The organism is Actinomadura rugatobispora, assembly GCF_042656285.1.
GTDB classification, from domain to species: Bacteria; Actinomycetota; Actinomycetes; order Streptosporangiales; family Streptosporangiaceae; genus Spirillospora; species Spirillospora rugatobispora.
Window position 1 is genome coordinate 1 of the sequence record NZ_JBHSON010000019.1, and the last position, 16825, is coordinate 16825.

At 73.8% G+C, this 16825-nt stretch carries 15 protein-coding genes; 6 read left to right on the plus strand and 9 right to left on the minus strand.

The annotated features are described in order from the left end of the window. Positions 1 to 1248: glycogen debranching protein GlgX (gene glgX, locus ACFPZN_RS15485; protein WP_378282650.1), on the minus strand; the 1248-nt coding region annotated here is incomplete at its 3' end. 252 nt (positions 1249 to 1500) lie between these two features. On the opposite strand from glgX, the gene ACFPZN_RS15490 reads away from it, so the two are divergent. Together ACFPZN_RS15490 and bfr are read left to right on the plus strand one after the other, a co-directional pair. Further along, positions 1501 to 1818, plus strand: a complete 318-nt coding sequence (locus ACFPZN_RS15490) for a (2Fe-2S)-binding protein (RefSeq protein ID WP_378282651.1) — start codon at positions 1501 to 1503, stop codon at positions 1816 to 1818. A gap of 107 nt (positions 1819 to 1925) precedes the next feature. Then, complete coding sequence (gene bfr, locus ACFPZN_RS15495) at positions 1926 to 2423, plus strand: bacterioferritin (protein WP_378282652.1); 498 nt, start codon at positions 1926 to 1928, stop codon at positions 2421 to 2423. A 68-nt stretch (positions 2424 to 2491) separates the two neighbouring features. On the opposite strand, the gene ACFPZN_RS15500 is transcribed toward bfr, so the two are convergent. The 3 genes from ACFPZN_RS15500 to ACFPZN_RS15510 all read right to left on the minus strand — a co-directional run bounded on the left by ACFPZN_RS15500 (position 2492) and on the right by ACFPZN_RS15510 (position 7321). Continuing rightward, positions 2492 to 3529: an adenylate/guanylate cyclase domain-containing protein gene (locus ACFPZN_RS15500; RefSeq protein WP_378282653.1), complete on the minus strand. Its 1038-nt coding sequence runs from the start codon at positions 3527 to 3529 to the stop codon at positions 2492 to 2494. A 235-nt stretch (positions 3530 to 3764) separates the two neighbouring features. Continuing rightward, on the minus strand, positions 3765 to 4643 hold the full coding sequence (locus tag ACFPZN_RS15505) for a biotin--[acetyl-CoA-carboxylase] ligase (RefSeq protein ID WP_378282654.1): 879 nt from the start codon (positions 4641 to 4643) through the stop codon (positions 3765 to 3767). 80 nt (positions 4644 to 4723) lie between these two features. Continuing rightward, positions 4724 to 7321 (minus strand): phosphoenolpyruvate carboxylase, encoded by a 2598-nt coding sequence (locus tag ACFPZN_RS15510; protein WP_378282759.1) that lies wholly within the window; start codon positions 7319 to 7321, stop codon positions 4724 to 4726. 100 nt (positions 7322 to 7421) lie between these two features. Here ACFPZN_RS15510 and ACFPZN_RS15515 point away from each other — a divergent pair, with 100 nt between their 5' ends. The 4 genes from ACFPZN_RS15515 (at position 7422) to ACFPZN_RS15530 (ending at position 11926) form a co-directional block, all read left to right on the plus strand. After that, complete coding sequence (locus ACFPZN_RS15515) at positions 7422 to 9020, plus strand: acyl-CoA carboxylase subunit beta (RefSeq protein ID WP_378282655.1); 1599 nt, start codon at positions 7422 to 7424, stop codon at positions 9018 to 9020. A 45-nt stretch (positions 9021 to 9065) separates the two neighbouring features. Continuing rightward, on the plus strand, positions 9066 to 9308 hold the full coding sequence (locus ACFPZN_RS15520; RefSeq protein ID WP_378282656.1) for an acyl-CoA carboxylase subunit epsilon: 243 nt from the start codon (positions 9066 to 9068) through the stop codon (positions 9306 to 9308). 216 nt (positions 9309 to 9524) lie between these two features. After that, positions 9525 to 10589, plus strand: coding sequence for an NYN domain-containing protein (locus tag ACFPZN_RS15525; RefSeq protein ID WP_378282657.1), 1065 nt, complete (start codon positions 9525 to 9527; stop codon positions 10587 to 10589). Positions 10590 to 10678: 89 nt separating this feature from the next. Continuing rightward, a complete protein-coding gene (locus tag ACFPZN_RS15530) occupies positions 10679 to 11926 on the plus strand; it encodes a YncE family protein (protein ID WP_378282658.1) in 1248 nt (415 codons plus the stop codon). Positions 11927 to 11941: 15 nt separating this feature from the next. Here ACFPZN_RS15530 and ACFPZN_RS15535 read toward each other — a convergent pair whose 3' ends face one another. From ACFPZN_RS15535 to ACFPZN_RS15555, 5 genes are read right to left on the minus strand one after another with little or no spacing between them, the layout of a single operon-like run. Next, positions 11942 to 15226 carry a hypothetical protein gene (locus tag ACFPZN_RS15535; protein ID WP_378282659.1) on the minus strand — a complete coding sequence of 1095 codons (3285 nt, stop codon included), beginning with the start codon at positions 15224 to 15226 and terminating at the stop codon, positions 11942 to 11944. 10 nt (positions 15227 to 15236) lie between these two features. Then, entirely contained in the window at positions 15237 to 15701 is a 465-nt protein-coding gene (locus tag ACFPZN_RS15540) for a TadE/TadG family type IV pilus assembly protein (protein ID WP_378282660.1), read from the minus strand. Further along, complete coding sequence (locus ACFPZN_RS15545; protein WP_378282661.1) at positions 15698 to 16138, minus strand: TadE/TadG family type IV pilus assembly protein; 441 nt, start codon at positions 16136 to 16138, stop codon at positions 15698 to 15700. The genes ACFPZN_RS15540 and ACFPZN_RS15545 overlap by 4 nt, the downstream gene beginning before the upstream one ends. After that, positions 16135 to 16566, minus strand: coding sequence for a TadE family protein (locus ACFPZN_RS15550; RefSeq protein ID WP_378282662.1), 432 nt, complete (start codon positions 16564 to 16566; stop codon positions 16135 to 16137). The genes ACFPZN_RS15545 and ACFPZN_RS15550 overlap by 4 nt, the downstream gene beginning before the upstream one ends. A gap of 2 nt (positions 16567 to 16568) precedes the next feature. Continuing rightward, the gene (locus ACFPZN_RS15555) at positions 16569 to 16790 is read right to left on the minus strand and encodes a Flp family type IVb pilin (RefSeq protein ID WP_378282663.1); all 222 of its coding nucleotides are present in this window, start codon (positions 16788 to 16790) and stop codon (positions 16569 to 16571) included. Between the last annotated feature and the right edge of the window lie 35 nt (positions 16791 to 16825).

The following is a 16825-nucleotide window of genomic DNA, read 5'->3' on the forward strand; positions in this document are numbered from 1 at the left end:
GGTGTCGCGGTACTTGCCGTTCCACTCGGTCCACAGCGGCGGGAAGTTGCCGACCTGGTAGCCGCCCTCGCCCACGTCCCACGGCTCGGCGATCAGCTTGACCTGCGACACCACCGGGTCCTGGTGGACGAGGTCGAAGAACGCCGCCAGCCGGTCCACCTCGTGCAACTCCCGGGCGAGGGTGGCGGCGAGGTCGAAGCGGAACCCGTCCACCCGCATCTCGGTGATCCAGTACCGCAGCGAGTCCATGATCAGCTGGAGCACGTGCGGGCTGCGCATCAGCAGGCTGTTGCCGGTGCCCGTGGTGTCCATGTAGTAGCGCGGGTCGTCCTCCACCAGCCGGTAGTACGAGGCGTTGTCGATGCCCCGGAACGACAGCGTCGGGCCCAGGTGGTTCCCCTCGGCGGTGTGGTTGTAGACGACGTCCAGGATCACCTCGATGCCGGCCTCGTGCAGGGCCTTCACCATCGCCTTGAACTCCAGCACCTGCTGGCCCCGGGTCCCCGAGGCCGCGTAGCCGTTGTGCGGGGCGAAGAAGCCGATGGTGTTGTAGCCCCAGTAGTTGCGCAGCCCCCGCTCCACGAGGCTGTCGTCGTGGACGAACTGGTGCACCGGCATCAGCTCGACGGCGGTCACGCCCAGCTTCACCAGATGGTCGACGATCACCGGATGGCCGAGCGCCGCGTACGTGCCGCGCAGCTCCGGCGGGATCTCCGGGTGGAGCCTGGTGAGCCCCTTCACGTGCGCCTCGTAGATCACCGTCTCGTGGTACGGGGTGCGCGGCGGCCGGTCGTCGCCCCAGTCGAAGTAGGGGCTGACCACCACCGACCGCATCGTGTGCGGCGCCGAGTCGAGATCGTTCCGGGACCACGGGTCGCCGAACCGGTACCCGAACAGTGACTCGTCCCAGTCGACCTCGCCCTCGATCGCCATCGCGTACGGGTCGACCAGCAGCTTGGACGGGTCGCACCGGTCGCCCCGGCGCGGGTCGTACGGGCCGTGCACCCGGTAGCCGTACCGCTGGCCGGGCATGATCCCGGGGATGTGGGCGTGCCAGACGAAGGCGTCCACCTCCGGCAGCGCGATCCTGGTCTCCCCGCTCGCCGGGGCGCCGCCGGGACCGGCCGGCCCGTCGAACAGGCACAGCTCGACCCGCTCGGCGACCTCGGAGAACACCGCGAAGTTGGTGCCGGTCCCGTCGAAGTGGGCCCCCAGCGGATACGCCTCCCCCGGCCAGACCTGTGCCACGTCCCGCCCTCCCGTCGTCGGGACGGATGCTTCCCCCCAAGGCCTTTCTCACACCGGCGGAAACCGCACCGGAACGCCCACCGGGCCTGGCCTGGGAGAACGTCGCGGGCGGGCGCGCGGGTGGGGTCCAGGCGGTTCGCGGGAGAAAAGAACCGGATGCCACTGGTCAGAACGGACATCGGTGGGTTACCTTAGGGGAGCCTTACCTTAATGAGGGTCCCCTAACCCCCGGGCTGAAAGGGCTGTCGCCGGATGTACGTCTGCATCTGCAACGCCGTCACGGAAGACGACGTGCGTGGCTGCCTCGATGGCGGCGCCTGCTCCCCCAAAGAGGTCAAGGCCGCCTGCGGGATGAAGCCCGGATGCGGGACGTGCACCAAGCGGCTGTACTCCCTCATCAGCGAGTACCGCACCGCCAGCGACCTGGTCGACGCCATCACCGGCGGCCCCGCGTCCCCGGTGATGCCCGCCGAGAGCACCGAGCCGATCCCGGTCGCCGGGCCGACGCTCAGGGTGCGCCGGTCCAACGGAGCCACGGGAAGGGGGGCCGCGCCCACCGCCGCCGCCTAGAGCACCGCCGCCGGAACCCCGTTCCGGTCATGTTTCGGTGAGGAACATGGACCGAGCGGGGGGTTAGTGCTGTCCAGATCTCGGCGGCCATGCGAACATGGTGATCCATGGAAGGCGACAACGAGATCATCGGGCTGCTCAACGAGCAGCTCACCGCCGAGCTCACCGCGATCAACCAGTACTTCCTGCACGCCAAGATGCAGGAGAACTGGGGCTACGTCCGCTTGGCCAAGTACACCCGCGACGAGTCCTTCGACGAGATGAAGCACGCGGAGCGGATCACCGACCGCATCCTCTTCCTCGAAGGGCTGCCCAACTACCAGAAGCTCGGCACGCTGCGGATCGGCCAGACCGTGGTCGAGCAGCTCAAGGCCGACCTCCAGGTCGAGCTGGAGGCCGTGGCCCGGCTGCGGCCCGGCATCGAGCTGATGCGCTCACGCGGCGACGTGACCTCCGCCAGGATCTTCGAGGACATCCTGGCCGACGAGGAGGAGCACATCGACCACCTGGAGACCGAGCTGAGCCTGGTCGAGGCCCTCGGCGAGCAGAACTACCTCCAGCGCCTCACCGACGCGCCCGGTGAGGGCATGAGCTCTCCCAACTGACGCCCCGCGGGCCCGGGGGGGGCTTGGGGATGCCCGCACCGGAGTGGACGGCCCCGCGCTGGGGGCGTTCACTCCGTCTCGGGGGCCCCGGAGGGCCGCCCTCCCGCACGGCGCAGCACGTAGGGCTGGATGATGCCCAGCCCGCGGACCGGGCGGCGGACGATCCGGGTCGTGGTGAAGGCGGGCACGTCCGCCAGGTGGGCGGCGAGCTCCTCGTCGATCACCACCGACCCGGGGCGGGCCAGGGAGGTCAGCCGGGCGGCGAGGTTGACGGTGGTGCCGAACACGTCGCCCATGAGCGGCAGGACGGGACCGTAGGCCGCGCCGACGCGGACGTCCGGCACCTCGGTCTCGTCCTTGATCGCGGCGGCGATGGCCAGCGCGATCTCCCCGCCCACGGCGGGGTCGTCGGCGCAGAACAGCACCTCGTCACCGAGCGTCTTCACCAGCCGGCCGCCGCAGGAGGCGACGATGTCGGAGGCGGTCTCCTCGAAGCGCTCCACCACCCGGGCCAGTTCCAGCTCCTCCAGCTCCCGGCTCATCTGGGTGAAGGAGACCATGTCGGCGAAGCCCACCGTGAGGGGGGCCCGCGCGGCGGTGGACCCGGGCTCCCGCGTCGCGGAGGCCGCGATGGCGCGGGTGCCGGCCGCGGCGAGCTGGCGCCGCCAGGCGTGCACGACGAGCGGCTCGAACTCCTCCATGTGCTTCTCGGCGATCTCCACGATGGTGCGGACCGCCCCGGGATCGGCCTCGCCGGACGGGTCGCCGATCGTGCCGCTGAGCAGGTTGACCTGCCACTCCGCGAGGCGGGTCATGGTCTGGCCGAACGCCCGCACCAGGCGGATCACGCCGTCCTCGTCGAGGAAGCCGTCGTCCATGAGCCGGCGGATCCGGTACAGCGCCGCGACGTCGCCCTCGGTGTAGGCGATCTCGCCGTCGGGCATCGAGGGGTAGCCGAAGGCCCGCCACACCCGGCCGGAGAACTCCCTGGTGACGCCGGCGAGCCGGACCGCGTCGACGCGGGTGTACCGCAGCTCGCCGCCGAGCAGGAGCTCTTCGATCTCCTTCGGATCCGGCGAAGAGCCCGGCCCGCCCTCTGCTGGCATCTCCCCTGCCCCTCAGCGCGCCGGCGGCGCGCTGGACGCCGGCGGCGACGTGGTCGAGTTCCGCGACATATCGTGGCAGACGCGGCCGTCCGCGGACGAAGGTCCGCCGCATCCGTCCGCGCGCGCCTGATCACCCACGTTGTGGGCCTCGCCACTTACTTTAGGCGGACATAAACCAGGCTTTCGGCTGTTCTTGTAATGATCTCGCTCATGCGTTCGATACACGCCGGGTCTCCTATGAGGGCCTCAGATGCACCACGTCCCCGGCGCCCACCGCGCGCTCGCCCTGCTCGGGGCTGACCACGACCAGGCGGCCCGCGTCGTCGACGTCGGCGGCGGCGCCCCGCAGCGTCCCGCCGCCGGGCAGGTCCACCCGCACGTCCTGGCCCAGCGTGACGCACAGGTCCTTGTAGGCGGTGCGCAGCCCGCTGGTCTCCGGGTCGCCGCCGAGCGCCGTCCACTCCCGGTACCACGTCTCGAACTCCCGGAGGATGGCGCGCAGCAGCGGCGCCCGGTCGCTCAGCGGCGCCCCCTCGATGGCCAGCGACGTGGCGGTGGGCACGGGCAGCTCGTCCTCCCGCAGGCCCACGTTGAGGCCGACGCCGACGACCACCGCGTCGTCGACCATCTCGCCCAGGATCCCGGCCAGCTTCCGATCGCCCACCAGCAGGTCGTTGGGCCACTTGAGCCGGATGTCGACGGCCACGTCCTCCCGGTCGCCCTCCTGGGCGAAGAACCCGGCCCCGGCCTCCGACCACGCCGTCATCCGCCGCACCGCCACCGCGACGGCCACCCCCGTCAGCAGCGGCACCCAGCCGAGCCGTTCGGCGGGCACCGAGGGCCGCAGGAGCATCGAGAACATCAGCCCCGAACGCGGCGGCGCCGCCCACGGGCGCCCCAGCCTCCCGCGCCCCGCGGTCTGCAGCTCCGTCGCCAGCACCGTACCCTCCGGCGCCCCCTCACGGGACGCGGCGGCCAGGTCGGCGTTGGTGGACCCCGTCTCCGGTACGACCCGCACGTCCCGCCACAGTGCGCCGGGCCGCACGAGCGCGCGCCGCAGCGCCCCCTCGTGCAACGGAGGACGATCAAGGTCGCCATACGGTGAGTCACTCACTGCTTCATTGTGGAGGGCCGACCCTCCACACCACCCGGCGGGTGGCCCCCGGGGTCAGCCCGTGTTGTCAGCCCGTGTTGTCAGCCGGTGTTCTGGAGGCCCGCCGCCACTCCGTTGACGGAGAGGAGGAGGAGTTCCTCCAGGTGGTCGCGTTCGGTCTCGTCGGCGACGCCTGCGCGCAGCGCGGCCAGGGCGCGCAGTTGCAGGTGGGAGAGGGCGTCCACGTACGGGTTGCGCAGCTCGACGGCGCGGGAGAGGACCTTGCGGTTCTCCAGGAGGCGCTCGTGGCCTGTCACTCCCAAGACGAGGGTGCGGGTGCGGTCGTACTCGGCCAGGACGGTCTCGCTCAGTTCGGGGCGTTCGCCCAGGGCCAGGTAGCGCTCGGCGATGGCGCGGTCGGACTTGGCCAGGCTCATTTCGGCGTTGTCGAGGAGGGCGGCGAACAGCGGCCAGGCTCCGTAGGCCTCCCGGAGTTCGTCCAGGTCGCGGCCGCCGTCTGAGACGGCGGCGAGGCCGCTGCCCAGGCCGTACCAGCCGGGGAGGTTGACGCGGGTCTGCGTCCAGGCGAACACCCAGGGGATCGCGCGGAGGTCCTCCAGGCCGCGGGCCGCCTTGCGGCGGGCCGGGCGGGAGCCGATGCGCAGTTCGGCGATCTCCTCCAGCGGGCTGACGCGGGCGAACCAGGCGGCGAAGCCGTCGGTCTCGATCAGCGAGCGGAACGCGGCGCGGGCCGCGTCGCTGATCTTGTCGGCCAGCGGTCGGTAGCGGGCGGCGGCGCGGCGGGCCCGGTCCTGGACGGCGCCGGTGTCGGCCAGCAGCACCGCGTTGGTCACCTGCTCGACGTGGCGGCGGGCGATCTGCTGGTGCCCGTACCGGGCGAAGATGACCTCGCCCTGCTCGGTGACCTTGAAGCGGCCCGCGACCGAGCCGGGCGCCTGGGCGAGGATGGCGCGGTTGGCGGGGCCGCCGCCGCGGCCGAGGGAGCCGCCGCGGCCGTGGAAGAGGGTCAGCGTGATGTCGTTGGCCGCGGCCCAGGAGGTGAGGGCCTCCTGGGTGTCGTACAGGCGCAGCGTGGCGCTGGTGGGGCCGAGCTGCTTGGCCGAGTCGGAGTAGCCGAGCATGACCTCCAGGCGGCGTCCGGTTTCGGCCAGGCGCCGCCGGACGGCGGGCAGCCCGAGCATCCCCTCCAGGACGGCGGGCGCGCGTTCCAGGTCCTCACCGGTCTCGAACAGCGGGATCACGTCCAGGACGGGCGCGTTGTCGCCGAGCGAGGCGGCCAGCTCGTGGACGGCCGCGATGTCGCCGGCCGACCGGGTGAACGACACGACGTAGCGGCTGCACGCCCGCACCCCGAACCGCCGCTGGATCCACGCCACGACCCGGAGGGTCTCCAGGACCTCCTCCGACATCTCGCTGAGAGGTTCGCCCGACTTCAGTTCGGCCAGGGTCCGCTCGTGGACCTCGGAGTGCTGGCGGATCTCCAGCTCGGCCAGGTGGAACCCGAACGTCTCCACCTGCCAGATCAGCTGCTGGACGCGGCCGTAGGCCAGGCGGGCGGCGCCCGCGTCCGCCAGCGACCCGCGCACGATCGTCAGGTCGGACAGCAGCTCGTCGGGCGAGCCGTAGGCCAGGTCGGCGTCGCGTTCGCGGGTGGCGGCGATCCGGGCCGCCGCGTACAGCAGGTACTGCCGGTGCGGCTCGTCCGGGGACCGCTTGGCGACCCCGTCGATCAGGCCGGGCTGGGCGGTGCGGGCCGCCGCCAGCGCCTCGCGCAGCGCGGGCGAGGCGGGCGTGGTGGAGGCGTGCACGGTCAGCTCGCGGCCGATGCGGGCGCAGGCGGTCTCCAGGGCGCGCAGCACGTGCTCGGCCTGGATCATCACCGCGTCCCGGGTGACCCGCGCGGTCACGTACGGGTTGCCGTCCCGGTCGCCGCCGATCCAGCTGCCCAGCCGGACGTACGCGCGCGCCTTCGGGGGACGGGTGCCGGTGCCCTCGGGGTCGAGGGCGGCGTCCAGGGAGCGGTAGATCTCCGGAACGGTCCGGAAGATCGTCTCGTCGAACGCGGCCATCGCGGTGCGGACCTCGTCCAGCGGGTCCATCTGGGTGTGGCGGCGCAGCGCGGTCCGCCACAGCAGGTCGATCTCCTCGCGCAGCCGCCGCTCCAGGTCGGCGGCCTCGGCGGCGCCCGGTCCCGCGTTCAGCTGGCCGAGCAGGTCGCTGACCCGCTGGATGGAGGTGACCACGGCGCGGCGGCGGGCCTCGGTCGGATGCGCGGTGAACACCGGGTGGAACTCCAGCCCCGCGATCGCCTCCGCCAGCCGCTCCTCCCCGCCCTCGGACGCGCGGATCCGCTCCACCGCGGCGGGCACCGAGCTGGGCACGGCCGCGTCCTCGGTGTCGCGCTCGCGCAGCGTCCGGATCCGGTGGTGCTCCTCGGCCAGGTTGGTGAGGTGGAAGTAGACGGTGAACGCGCGGGCGACCTGCCCGGCACGTTCCAATGACCAGCCGTCGACCAGCGCCGCCACCTCCGCGCCGGCGATCTCGCCGCGGCGGGCGGCGATCACCGCGTGCCGGAGCCGTTCGACGTCGTCCAGCAGCGCCTGGCCGCCGTACTCCACGAGGCCGTCGCCGAGCATGGCGCCGAGCAGGCGGACGTCGCGGCGCAGCGGTTCGGGCATGTCCTGCCGGAGGGTGTCGCGCGTGTTGGTAGCCACGCGCCCCAGGTTATGGGTCGCCCCGCCGCCGATCGCCCATCAGCCTCCGGTTACTCTGACCGGCATGGCGATGGAAGCTCCTGAACCCGCGGCGGAGATCGATATCCACACCACCGCGGGAAAGATCGCGGACCTGGAACGGCGCCGGTACGAGGCCGTGCACGCGGGCTCGGCGCGCGCGGTCGAGAAGCAGCATGCCAAGGGCAAGATGACCGCCCGGGAGCGGATCGACGCGCTGCTCGACCCCGGCTCGTTCGTCGAGTTCGACGAGATGGCCCGGCACCGCTCCACCAACTTCGGGATGGAGAAGAACCGGCCCTACGGCGACGGCGTCGTCACCGGGTACGGCACCGTCGACGGCCGGCACGTCGCGGTGTTCAGCCAGGACTTCACCGTTTCGGGCGGGTCCCTCGGCGAGGTGTTCGGCGAGAAGATCTGCAAGGTCATGGACCACGCGATCAAGACCGGCTGCCCGGTGATCGGGATCAACGACTCCGGCGGCGCGCGGATCCAGGAGGGCGTGGTCGCGCTCGGCCTGTACGCGGAGATCTTCAAGCGGAACGTGCACGCCTCCGGCGTCATCCCGCAGATCTCGCTGGTCATGGGCCCGTGCGCGGGCGGCGCGGTGTACTCCCCCGCGATCACCGACTTCATCGTGATGGTCGACCAGACCTCGCACATGTTCATCACCGGCCCGGACGTGATCAAGACGGTCACCGGGGAGACGGTGACGATGGAGGAGCTGGGCGGCGCGCACTCGCACAACACCCGGTCGGGCGTGGCGCACTACGAGGGCTCCGACGAGGCCGACGCGGTCGAGTACGTCAAGGCGCTGCTGTCCTACCTGCCGTCCAACAACCTGGCCGACCCGCCCGCGTTCGACGTGGCGGTCGACCTGGCCGAGGAGGAGGCGGACGAGGAGCTGAACACGATCGTCCCCGACTCGCCGAACCAGCCGTACGACATGAAGACCGTGATCGGGCACGTGCTGGACGACGGCGAGTTCCTGGAGGTCCAGGAGCTGTTCGCGCCCAACATCGTGGTCGGTTTCGGCCGGGTCGAGGGGCACTCGGTCGGCGTGGTCGCCAACCAGCCGATGCAGTTCGCCGGGACGCTGGACATCCACGCCTCCGAGAAGGCCGCCCGGTTCGTCCGGACCTGCGACGCGTTCAACATCCCGGTGCTGACGTTCGTGGACGTGCCCGGCTTCCTGCCCGGCACCGACCAGGAGTGGAACGGCATCATCCGGCGCGGCGCCAAGCTGCTGTACGCCTACGCCGAGGCCACCGTCCCGCTGGTCACCGTGATCACCCGGAAGGCGTACGGCGGCGCCTACGACGTCATGGGCTCCAAGCACCTGGGCGCCGACATCAACCTGGCCTGGCCGACCGCGCAGATCGCGGTGATGGGCGCGCAGGGCGCGGTCAACATCCTGTACCGGCGCGAGCTGGCCTCGGCCGACGACCCGGACGGCCGCCGCGCCGAGCTGATCACCGAGTACGAGGACACGCTGGCCAACCCCTACATCGCGGCCGAGCGCGGCTACATCGACAACGTGATCAAGCCGTCGGAGACGCGGGGGCAGATCATCCGGGCGCTGCGGTCGCTGCGCGAGAAGCGCAAGACGCTGCCGCCGAAGAAGCACGGCAACATCCCCCTCTGACCCCCGTGTTGTGATCACCCGACGTGCCGTGAAGGAGACGACGACGTGAGCAGCGCCGCCGGCAAGCCGTACCTGCAGATCGTCCAGGGCGACCCGAGCCCGGAGGAGGTCGCGGCGCTGGTGGCGGTGCTGACGGCCCGCGCACGCGCGCACGCCGCGGCGGCCGGGGGCGGGGAGCGGCGCGTCTCCCGCTGGGCCGACCGCTCCCGGCTGCTGCGCGGCCCCGTGGCGGAGGCGCAGCGGCCGCGCGGCGCGGGGGCCTGGCGGGCCAGCGGCCTCCCACGCTGACTCCGGCCCCGCGCCGGGACGGTCTCCCCGCGCGGGGTCGTTTCCCCCTTTTCCGGGGGCCACAGGGTCACGATCCCCCATCGGCCGCACACCCGGCGTAACGTGGCTGAACGCACACACATTTCGTGTGGACGCCGTGCGTGGGGCCATGCTGTGAGGACATCTAACCGTGGTTCGCACCCAGGACAGGCCCGTGCACGAATAAGGTGAAAGGCCATGGCCACCTCGGAGTTCGTTCCACAGCCCGCGCGTTACGCCGTTTTCGTCGACGCGGGATACCTCTACGCGGCCTCCGGTGCGCTGCTTCTCGGCTGCAGTTCGCGGCGCGAGTACCGGGTCGCCGCGGAGAAGCTGATCAAGGCCTTGACCAGTCATGCCGACAGCCAGTTGCTGGGCGAGCTGCTGCGGGTCTACTGGTTCGACGCCGCGCCCAAGCGGCAGCCCACGGTCGACCAGCGGGTGATCGCCAACCTGCCGCTGGTGAAACTGCGGCTGGGCAACCTGAACGCGCAGGGCCAGCAGAAGGGCGTGGACGCGCAACTGCGCGCCGATCTCGAGGCATTGGCCCGGCACCGGGCGATCACCGACGCGGTGCTGCTGGCCGGCGACGAGGACATGCTGCCGGCCGTGGAGGCCGCCCAGCGGTACGGCGTGCGGGTCCACCTGTGGGGCGTGGAGCCCACGCACGGCTCCAACCAGGCCGAGTGGCTGGTCTGGGAGTCCGACACGGTCGAGGTGCTGCCCGCCGACTTCCTCCGCCCCTACTTCACCAAGGCCAAGGTCCTGCCCGTCGCCGCCACCGCCCCGGCCGTGCGCGAACCGGTCGCCCCCGGGCGCACCCCGGTGCCGTCGCCGTCGCAGGTCTTCGCGGGGCGCACCCCGGCGGTCAAGCCGTCACACGCGGCGGCGGCCGTCCGCGCGGGCGCCGTCCCGGCCACGGCGGGCGCGCCCGCGTCCCCGGCCACGGTCGCCGCGGCGATGAACTCCACCGCGACGGCGCCGCCCACTGACGGCAAGCTCGGCCCCGACCGCGACCACATGCTGGAGATCGGCGAGCACGTCGCGCAGAAGTGGCTGTTCGAGCGCGGCCGCGACAACATCCGCGACCTGCTGCCCGGCCCGATCCTGCCGCCCGTGATCGACAAGGAGCTGCTGATCGAGGCGGAGAAGGAGCTCGGCTCCTCGCTGCGCCCCTACCAGGAGGCCCGCACCTGGCTGCGGGACGGCTTCTGGGAGCGGGTCTACCGCGAGTTCGGCATCGGAATCGGCAAGTCCGGCTAGCGTCCGGCGCGTCCGCTTGAGGACGATCGGCGGACGCGTTTGGTGATGAGCCGTACACGGGGCGTGCCGGAGGGGGTACAGTCCCGCCCGTGATGGGGGCACGCCGCGCACCGCGACCGGAGGCCCGTCGCCGGGCCGCCCCGGGACGGGCGGCGACCGCGACCCTCGCCTGCCTGGCCGCGGCCGGGCTGGTGGCGACCGGGTGCGGGTCGCCGGTGCCGTTCTACCGTCCGGGACGCGGGGCGCCGGACGCGCCCGCGATCGCGCTGGGCGGCCCCGCGCCGTACGCGCCGGACGGCGGCGGGCGCGGGAAGGGGAAGCACGTCGACGCGGCCGCGCCGCCCGGTGTGAACGTGTACGCCGCGACCGGCCCCGGAATGCTCGGGCCGGAGGCGCGGAGCCTCCCGCCGCGGGTGTACGTCCCGAACGCCGGCACCGGCACCGCCGACGTGATCGACCAGCGCACCGGGCGGCTGCTCGGCCGGGTCCGCACCGGCGGCGCGCCGTCCCAGATCGTCCCGGCCTGGGACCTGCGGCGGCTGTGGGTCGCCGATCCCGGGCACGGCCGGGTGCAGCCCATCGGCCCCCGCTACGCGCACCGCGGCCGGGCGCTGCCGATCTCCCGCCCCGGGCCGCTCTACTTCACGCCGGACGGCCGCGCCGCGCTCCTCATGGCGGGCCGTCACTCCGGCATCGATCTCCGCGACCCGCGCACGATGCGCCCGCTCGGGACGATCCGGCTGCCGTGCGCGGGCGCGCAGCGCGCCGACTTCGCCGCCGACGCGACGTACCTGGTCACGGCGTGCCCGTCGGCGGGCACCGTGGTCCGGGTCGACCCGTCCCGGCGGGCGGTCACCGGGACGCTGCGGCTGCCCGCCGGGGCGCGCCCCGCCGACCTGCGGCTGTCGCCGGACGGCGCCATGTTCTACGTCACCGACGCGGCGAAGGGCGGCCTGTGGCTGATCGACGCCGCGGGCTTCCGGACGGCCGGGTTCGTCCGCACCGGGCCGGGCGCGCAGGGGCTGGTGCTCGGCCGCGGGTCGCGCCTGCTGTACGTGCTGGGCGGCGACGGGACGGTGGCGGCGCTCGACCTCGCCACCCGGCGCGTGACGCGGCTGTGGCGGGTGCCGGGCGGGGGCGCCGCCGTCCCGGGCGGTGTGACCGCCGACGGCGCGGAGCTGTGGCTGGCGGCCCCGGCGGCGGGCATGGTGTACGCGCTGTCGACCCGGACGGGCCGTCCGGTGCACGCGGTCCGGGTCGGGGGGCGGCCCGGGGGCCCGTGCGTCCACCCGCAGCCCGCCCGCTACTCGCTCGGCGGCCCCGGCCTCTACCGCTGAGCGCGCCGGGCCTCTTCAGCGGGCCGCGACCTGCCGCCACTGCGGCATGAGCTCGTCCACCAGCGCCTCGGTCTCGGGCTGGAGCTGGTCGAGCAGCGGGTCGCGGACGACCCGGTTGCGCAGCTCGTCCACCACCACCCGCACCTGCGTCTCGTCGCCGGTGGCGTGGGTGGCGCGGAGCAGGTCACGCCACAGGCCCTCGTCGTCGGGGGCGAGCCGCAGCCCGGCGCGGGCGGCGCCGACCGCGCCCCGCAGGTCGTTCTCGTCCAGCCGCAGCAGCACCAGCCGGTGCGCGACGTCGATGACCCGGGCGGTCGCCTCGTACTCCAGGTCGTCGGCGGCCAGCCAGCCGTACCGGCCGCGCGGCCTGCCGGACAGCACCGGGCCCCGCACCAGGTCGAGCGCGTACGACATGTAGGCGGTCTCGGACGCCGGTTCGGCCGCCGACCGCCACACCAGCCAGCGGAACACCGCCCAGTCGACCCGCACCTCCGAGCCGAGCCTGATCCGGCCGCGGTCGTCGTAGTACAGGTTCGGGCGGCCGCGGGCGTCGCGTCCGAGCCAGTCGGAGACGCGGGCGACGCAGGCGTCCCGCACCCCGGTGGTGACGCCGCGCGGCCAGATCGCCCCGCCCAGCACGGTCGGATGCGCCCCGCCCGGGTGGGCCGCCAGGTAGATGAGGACCTCGGTGCACAGCGCCCGGCGGCTCTCGTCCATCGGGCCGGGCGCGTCGATCTCGATCGGGCCGAGGATCCTGATGTCGACCGACGACTGCCCGCCGTCGGGCGCGCCGGGCATCCCGGCCCCCGGCGCCTCCGCGACGGCCAAGCCGCCGGGCGCGGGACCCACGCCGGGGCCGGGGCCGAGCGCGGGCAGCGGCACCGACTCCAGCCGCGACGCGCCGCGGAACAGCTCGCCGAGGCCGCGGTAGTGCTCCTCGGGCACCAGCTGCGCGTCCACCTCGAAGCCGAGCACGCCCGCCTGCAGCCGCCCGCCGGCGTCGACGTCCCACGTCCAGGTCGCGCCCTGCACATCGCCGGGGACGAGGTAGCCGGCCGCCATCCGGGTGCCGGTGCGGGCCAGCGCGACCAGCCGGTCGGCCTCCCGCTCGGACGGCTCGTCCGCCATGATCAGGTAGTGCGGCATCCACGCCTCGCCGAACACCCCGCGGCTGCGGCCGGTGAGCACCGAGTCCATCCCGGAGGCCGCCAGCGCCTGCCGCACCTCCTCGCCGCGCCCCTCCAGCTCGGGCAGCGCCTCGTCCAGCACGGCCACCGTCCGGACCCGGTCCGGCGCGACCTCCGCCAGCGTCTCGCCCAGCTCGCCGCCGAAGCCCACCAGCGTGATCCGCATGTGGTCGGACCAGCGGTTGGTGGCCAGCTCCAGCGCCAGCGCCGCCAGCACCGACCGCCGGGTCTCCGCCGGGCCGCGCAGCGCGATCAGCCCGTGCGCGGCCTCCAGGTCGACCAGGATCCGGCCGCCGGGGTTGGTGCCGATCGAGACCAGCCCGGGGTAGGGGGCGAGGACGTCGCCGAGGTCGGCGGCGTCCAGGACGCCGAGCGCGTCGGCGGTCAGCCGCCACACCTGGCCGTCGTCGTGGGCCTGCCAGGGCGCGGGCGGGTTGCGGTCGGCGGGCGCGATCCACAGGTCGAGGCTGCCCGAGCCCAGATGGACCCCGTACACCGTGGGCAGCGCCCGGCCGCCCGCCGCCATCGACTTGGACAGGTGGCGCAGCCCCAGGTCGAGCAGGCGGGCGCCGTCGTCGTCGGCGCCGACGCGCAGCGCGTGCTCGGCCGCCGCGGCCGCCCCCTCGGGCCGGACGATCATGTGCCCGAACGCGCGGTGCCACATCTGCGTCCGGCGGCGCCGGCCCAGCGCGCCGAGCACGCCCGCGGCCAGCAGCGAGGCGGCGGCCAGGCCCTGCGGCCAGCTCATGTCGAACGGCAGCGCGGTGTCGTGCGCGTGGACGGCGTCGCGTCCCGGGACGGTGGCGCCGCCGGTGCCCGCGCCGCCGCCGAGCTCGTCGGTCGGCCGCGGCGCCGGGGTCCTGCTCTCCTGCTTCTGCTCCGGCGGCTGCGGGACCGGCTTGGGCGCCGGGGCGGGCGGCGGTACGGGCGCCGACGTGGACGGCAGCTCCGGCTCGGTCGGCTCGGCGGCGGGCGACTCCGGCGTGGGCACGCCGCCGTCCGGGACCTCCGCATCCGGCACCTCCGTCCCGGGAGCCTCCGAGCCGGGGACCTCGACGCCCGGGATCTGCGCGCCGGGCTCCTCCGGCCCGCCGCCGCCCCGCGTCGGCTCCGGATCGGGCGCGGGCGTGCGGTCGTCCGGACGGGGCGCGGGCGCGGGCTGCCGGTCGGGCTGGGGATCCGGCTGCGGGTCCGGCTGCGGATCGGGCGCCGGGGCCTTGTCCGGGACGGCGTGACCGTGCCGGAAGTAGTCGTTCAGGTCCTTCACCGGGACGACCTCGGCGTGCTTGGCGTCCGCCGGCATCTCCAGGATCCAGCCGGGCCGGATCAGGCTGGCGATGTTCAGCCTGCTGCCGTCCGGCTGCACGTGCCCCTTGTTGAGCTCGAAGACCTCCTTGTAGCGGCGGCCCTCGCCCAGGCACTTCTCGGCGATCTCCCAGAGGCTCTCGTGGTGCCGGCCCTCGGGCGGCTGCACCCGGTAGATCTTCGTCGTGGCGGTCTTCTCGATCGGCTGCGCGGCCTCGGCGACCGGCGCGGTGCCGGGCGCCCGCTCCACCGGCCGCTCCGGCGGGGCGGCCGCGATCGGCCGGAACTCCTGCGCCTGGGTCTGCACCGGCCGGTGCTGGTGCAGGTCCTTGCCGCCGCCGAACGCGGGCACGATCGTGGTGGTGGCGGTGAACAGCAGCAGCGCCGCGACCACCAGCCGGTGCACCAGCGACTGCGTGCCGCCCGCCAGCGGCACCCGGGCGGGCACGCCCACCCCGCGGATCCCCGCGTACACCTCCACGACCACGCACAGCGCCAGCTGCAGCCACGCCAGCCAGACCAGCGCCACCAGGATCGGGATCAGCGAGCTGTCGCTGATCGGCTGGGACAGGTCCGACAGCGTCGGCACCCGGTCGGGGATCGGCGACTCGAAGAAGGTCAGCAGCGCGAACGGCACCCCGGCCAGCAGCGCCACCAGGGCCGCAAGCGCGCCCAGCCCGGCGAGCACGTCGCCGGCGCCGCGCCGCCCGCGCACCCGCACGGGCTCGGGTGCGCCCTGCCCCAGCCGCCTCCCCGAGGCGTCCCGGACGCCCTCGGACCGCCTGCCGCCTGCGTGCCGTGCCGTCATCGGGTGTCCCCTACTGGTCCTCGTCGGTGACTGGTCGGGCGGACGCCGTCGAGGTCATCGTAAACTCCCCCAGTCCAGGCACGATGCCCAGCAGCTGGAGCCGCACCGTCAGCTGCACGGTCACGTCCACCTGCTCCTCGTCGGCCTCGCAGCGCGACCCGGTCACCTCGTCGTCGTAGCTCGCCACCAGGTCGCACGCCGCGGCGCGGGCGCGGGCCGGGTCGATCACCGGCTCCCCGGTGCGGCGCAGCGCGTCGGTGTCGATCTCGTTGGCGCCCGCGCGGGCGGCCTGCTCGGCCACGTCCGCCGCGCGCTGCCGGGCGTGGATCGCCAGCCCGCCGTCCACCAGCAGCCCGGCCAGCAGGAACACGGCCGGGGTGAACAGGACGACGTACATCCCGATCGTCCCGCGGTCGCGCAGGTCGCGCGGCACCCGCAGGCGGCGCGGCATCGTCAGGCGGCTCGGGCGCCTCATCCGTCGTCCCCGGTGCCGCCGCGGTAGGTGAAGGTGTCGATCGGGGCGAGCGCCTTGCCGCGCAGCGTCTTGCTGCCGGGCAGCCCGATGAACGAGAGGTCGGCCAGGTCGACGTCGCAGGTGATGGTCACCGCGACCCGCCCGCCCGGTCCCCAGTCGGTGGTGTCGGTGACCACGACCGGGCCGCCCGCGCACCAGTCGCGGCCGGTGAGGTTCGCGGACGCGGCCTCCTGCGCCAGCCGCTCGGCGGCTCCCGCGCTGCGGGCGATGGACGCCGAGCGGACGGCGTCGCGGGCCGCGCCGTCCACCTGGCTCTGCGCGTCCACCATCCGGCCCGCCCCGGCCAGCAGCATGAGGAACACCACGAACAGGGGCGTGACCAGCACCATCTCCATCGACATCGAGCCGCGGTCGGCGCCGTCCCGGGGAGGTCTCACGGGGCGCCTCCCCCGCACGCCACGCCCTCGCCCACGTCCGGGCGGAAGCACTCGATGGGGCCCTGCGAGCGCTGCGAGACGCGGAAGGTCATGAACGGCACGACCCGGACCGCCTCGCCGCTCACCTCGACCCACCGCTGGTCACCGGTCTCCCCGCTGCTCACCCGCAGCCCGCTGATGAGATTGCGGCCGATCTTCTGCACGTCGCCGGCCGCCTTCTCCTCGGCCGCGCCCTCCCAGCCGCCTCCGACCGGCCGGGTACGGGCCTCCCGCGCGCCCGCCTGCGCCGCCGCGAGGGCGACGTGGCGCGCGTGGTACACCATCGCGAACTGCACCACGGCGAGCATCACCAGGATCAGGATCGGCGTCAGCAACGCCCACTCGATCGACGACGCACCGCGGTCGCGGCGGTCCCGGCGCCGCGCCACCACTACTCCGTCCGGATGCTGTTGGCCTTGTTGACGATCAGGTTCCGGATCGTCGCGCCGATGGTGATCGCGATGACCGCGAGGATCGCGGTGATGATCGCCCATTCGATCGCCGAGGCCCCCTTGCCGCGCTCCGGCTCGTTGCGCAGCCGGTCGACGCGGCAGCCGACCAGGGCCCGCAGATAGACGACGACCGGGTCGTTCCATGGATTGATCGGACCCACACATCCTCCTTCAGGGGTTACTAGGCTCGCGTTTC

Coding starts and splice junctions, on each gene's coding strand:
- ACFPZN_RS15490 (WP_378282651.1), top strand. CDS start 1,501: ATGTACGTCTGCATCTGCAACGCCGTCACGGAAGACGACGTGCGTGGC.
- bfr (WP_378282652.1), top strand. CDS start 1,926: ATGGAAGGCGACAACGAGATCATCGGGCTGCTCAACGAGCAGCTCACC.
- ACFPZN_RS15500 (WP_378282653.1), bottom strand. CDS start 3,529: ATGCCAGCAGAGGGCGGGCCGGGCTCTTCGCCGGATCCGAAGGAGATC.
- ACFPZN_RS15510 (WP_378282759.1), bottom strand. CDS start 7,321: ATGCCCGAACCGCTGCGCCGCGACGTCCGCCTGCTCGGCGCCATGCTC.
- ACFPZN_RS15515 (WP_378282655.1), top strand. CDS start 7,422: ATGGCGATGGAAGCTCCTGAACCCGCGGCGGAGATCGATATCCACACC.
- ACFPZN_RS15525 (WP_378282657.1), top strand. CDS start 9,525: ATGGCCACCTCGGAGTTCGTTCCACAGCCCGCGCGTTACGCCGTTTTC.
- ACFPZN_RS15535 (WP_378282659.1), bottom strand. CDS start 15,226: ATGACGGCACGGCACGCAGGCGGCAGGCGGTCCGAGGGCGTCCGGGAC.
- ACFPZN_RS15540 (WP_378282660.1), bottom strand. CDS start 15,701: ATGAGGCGCCCGAGCCGCCTGACGATGCCGCGCCGCCTGCGGGTGCCG.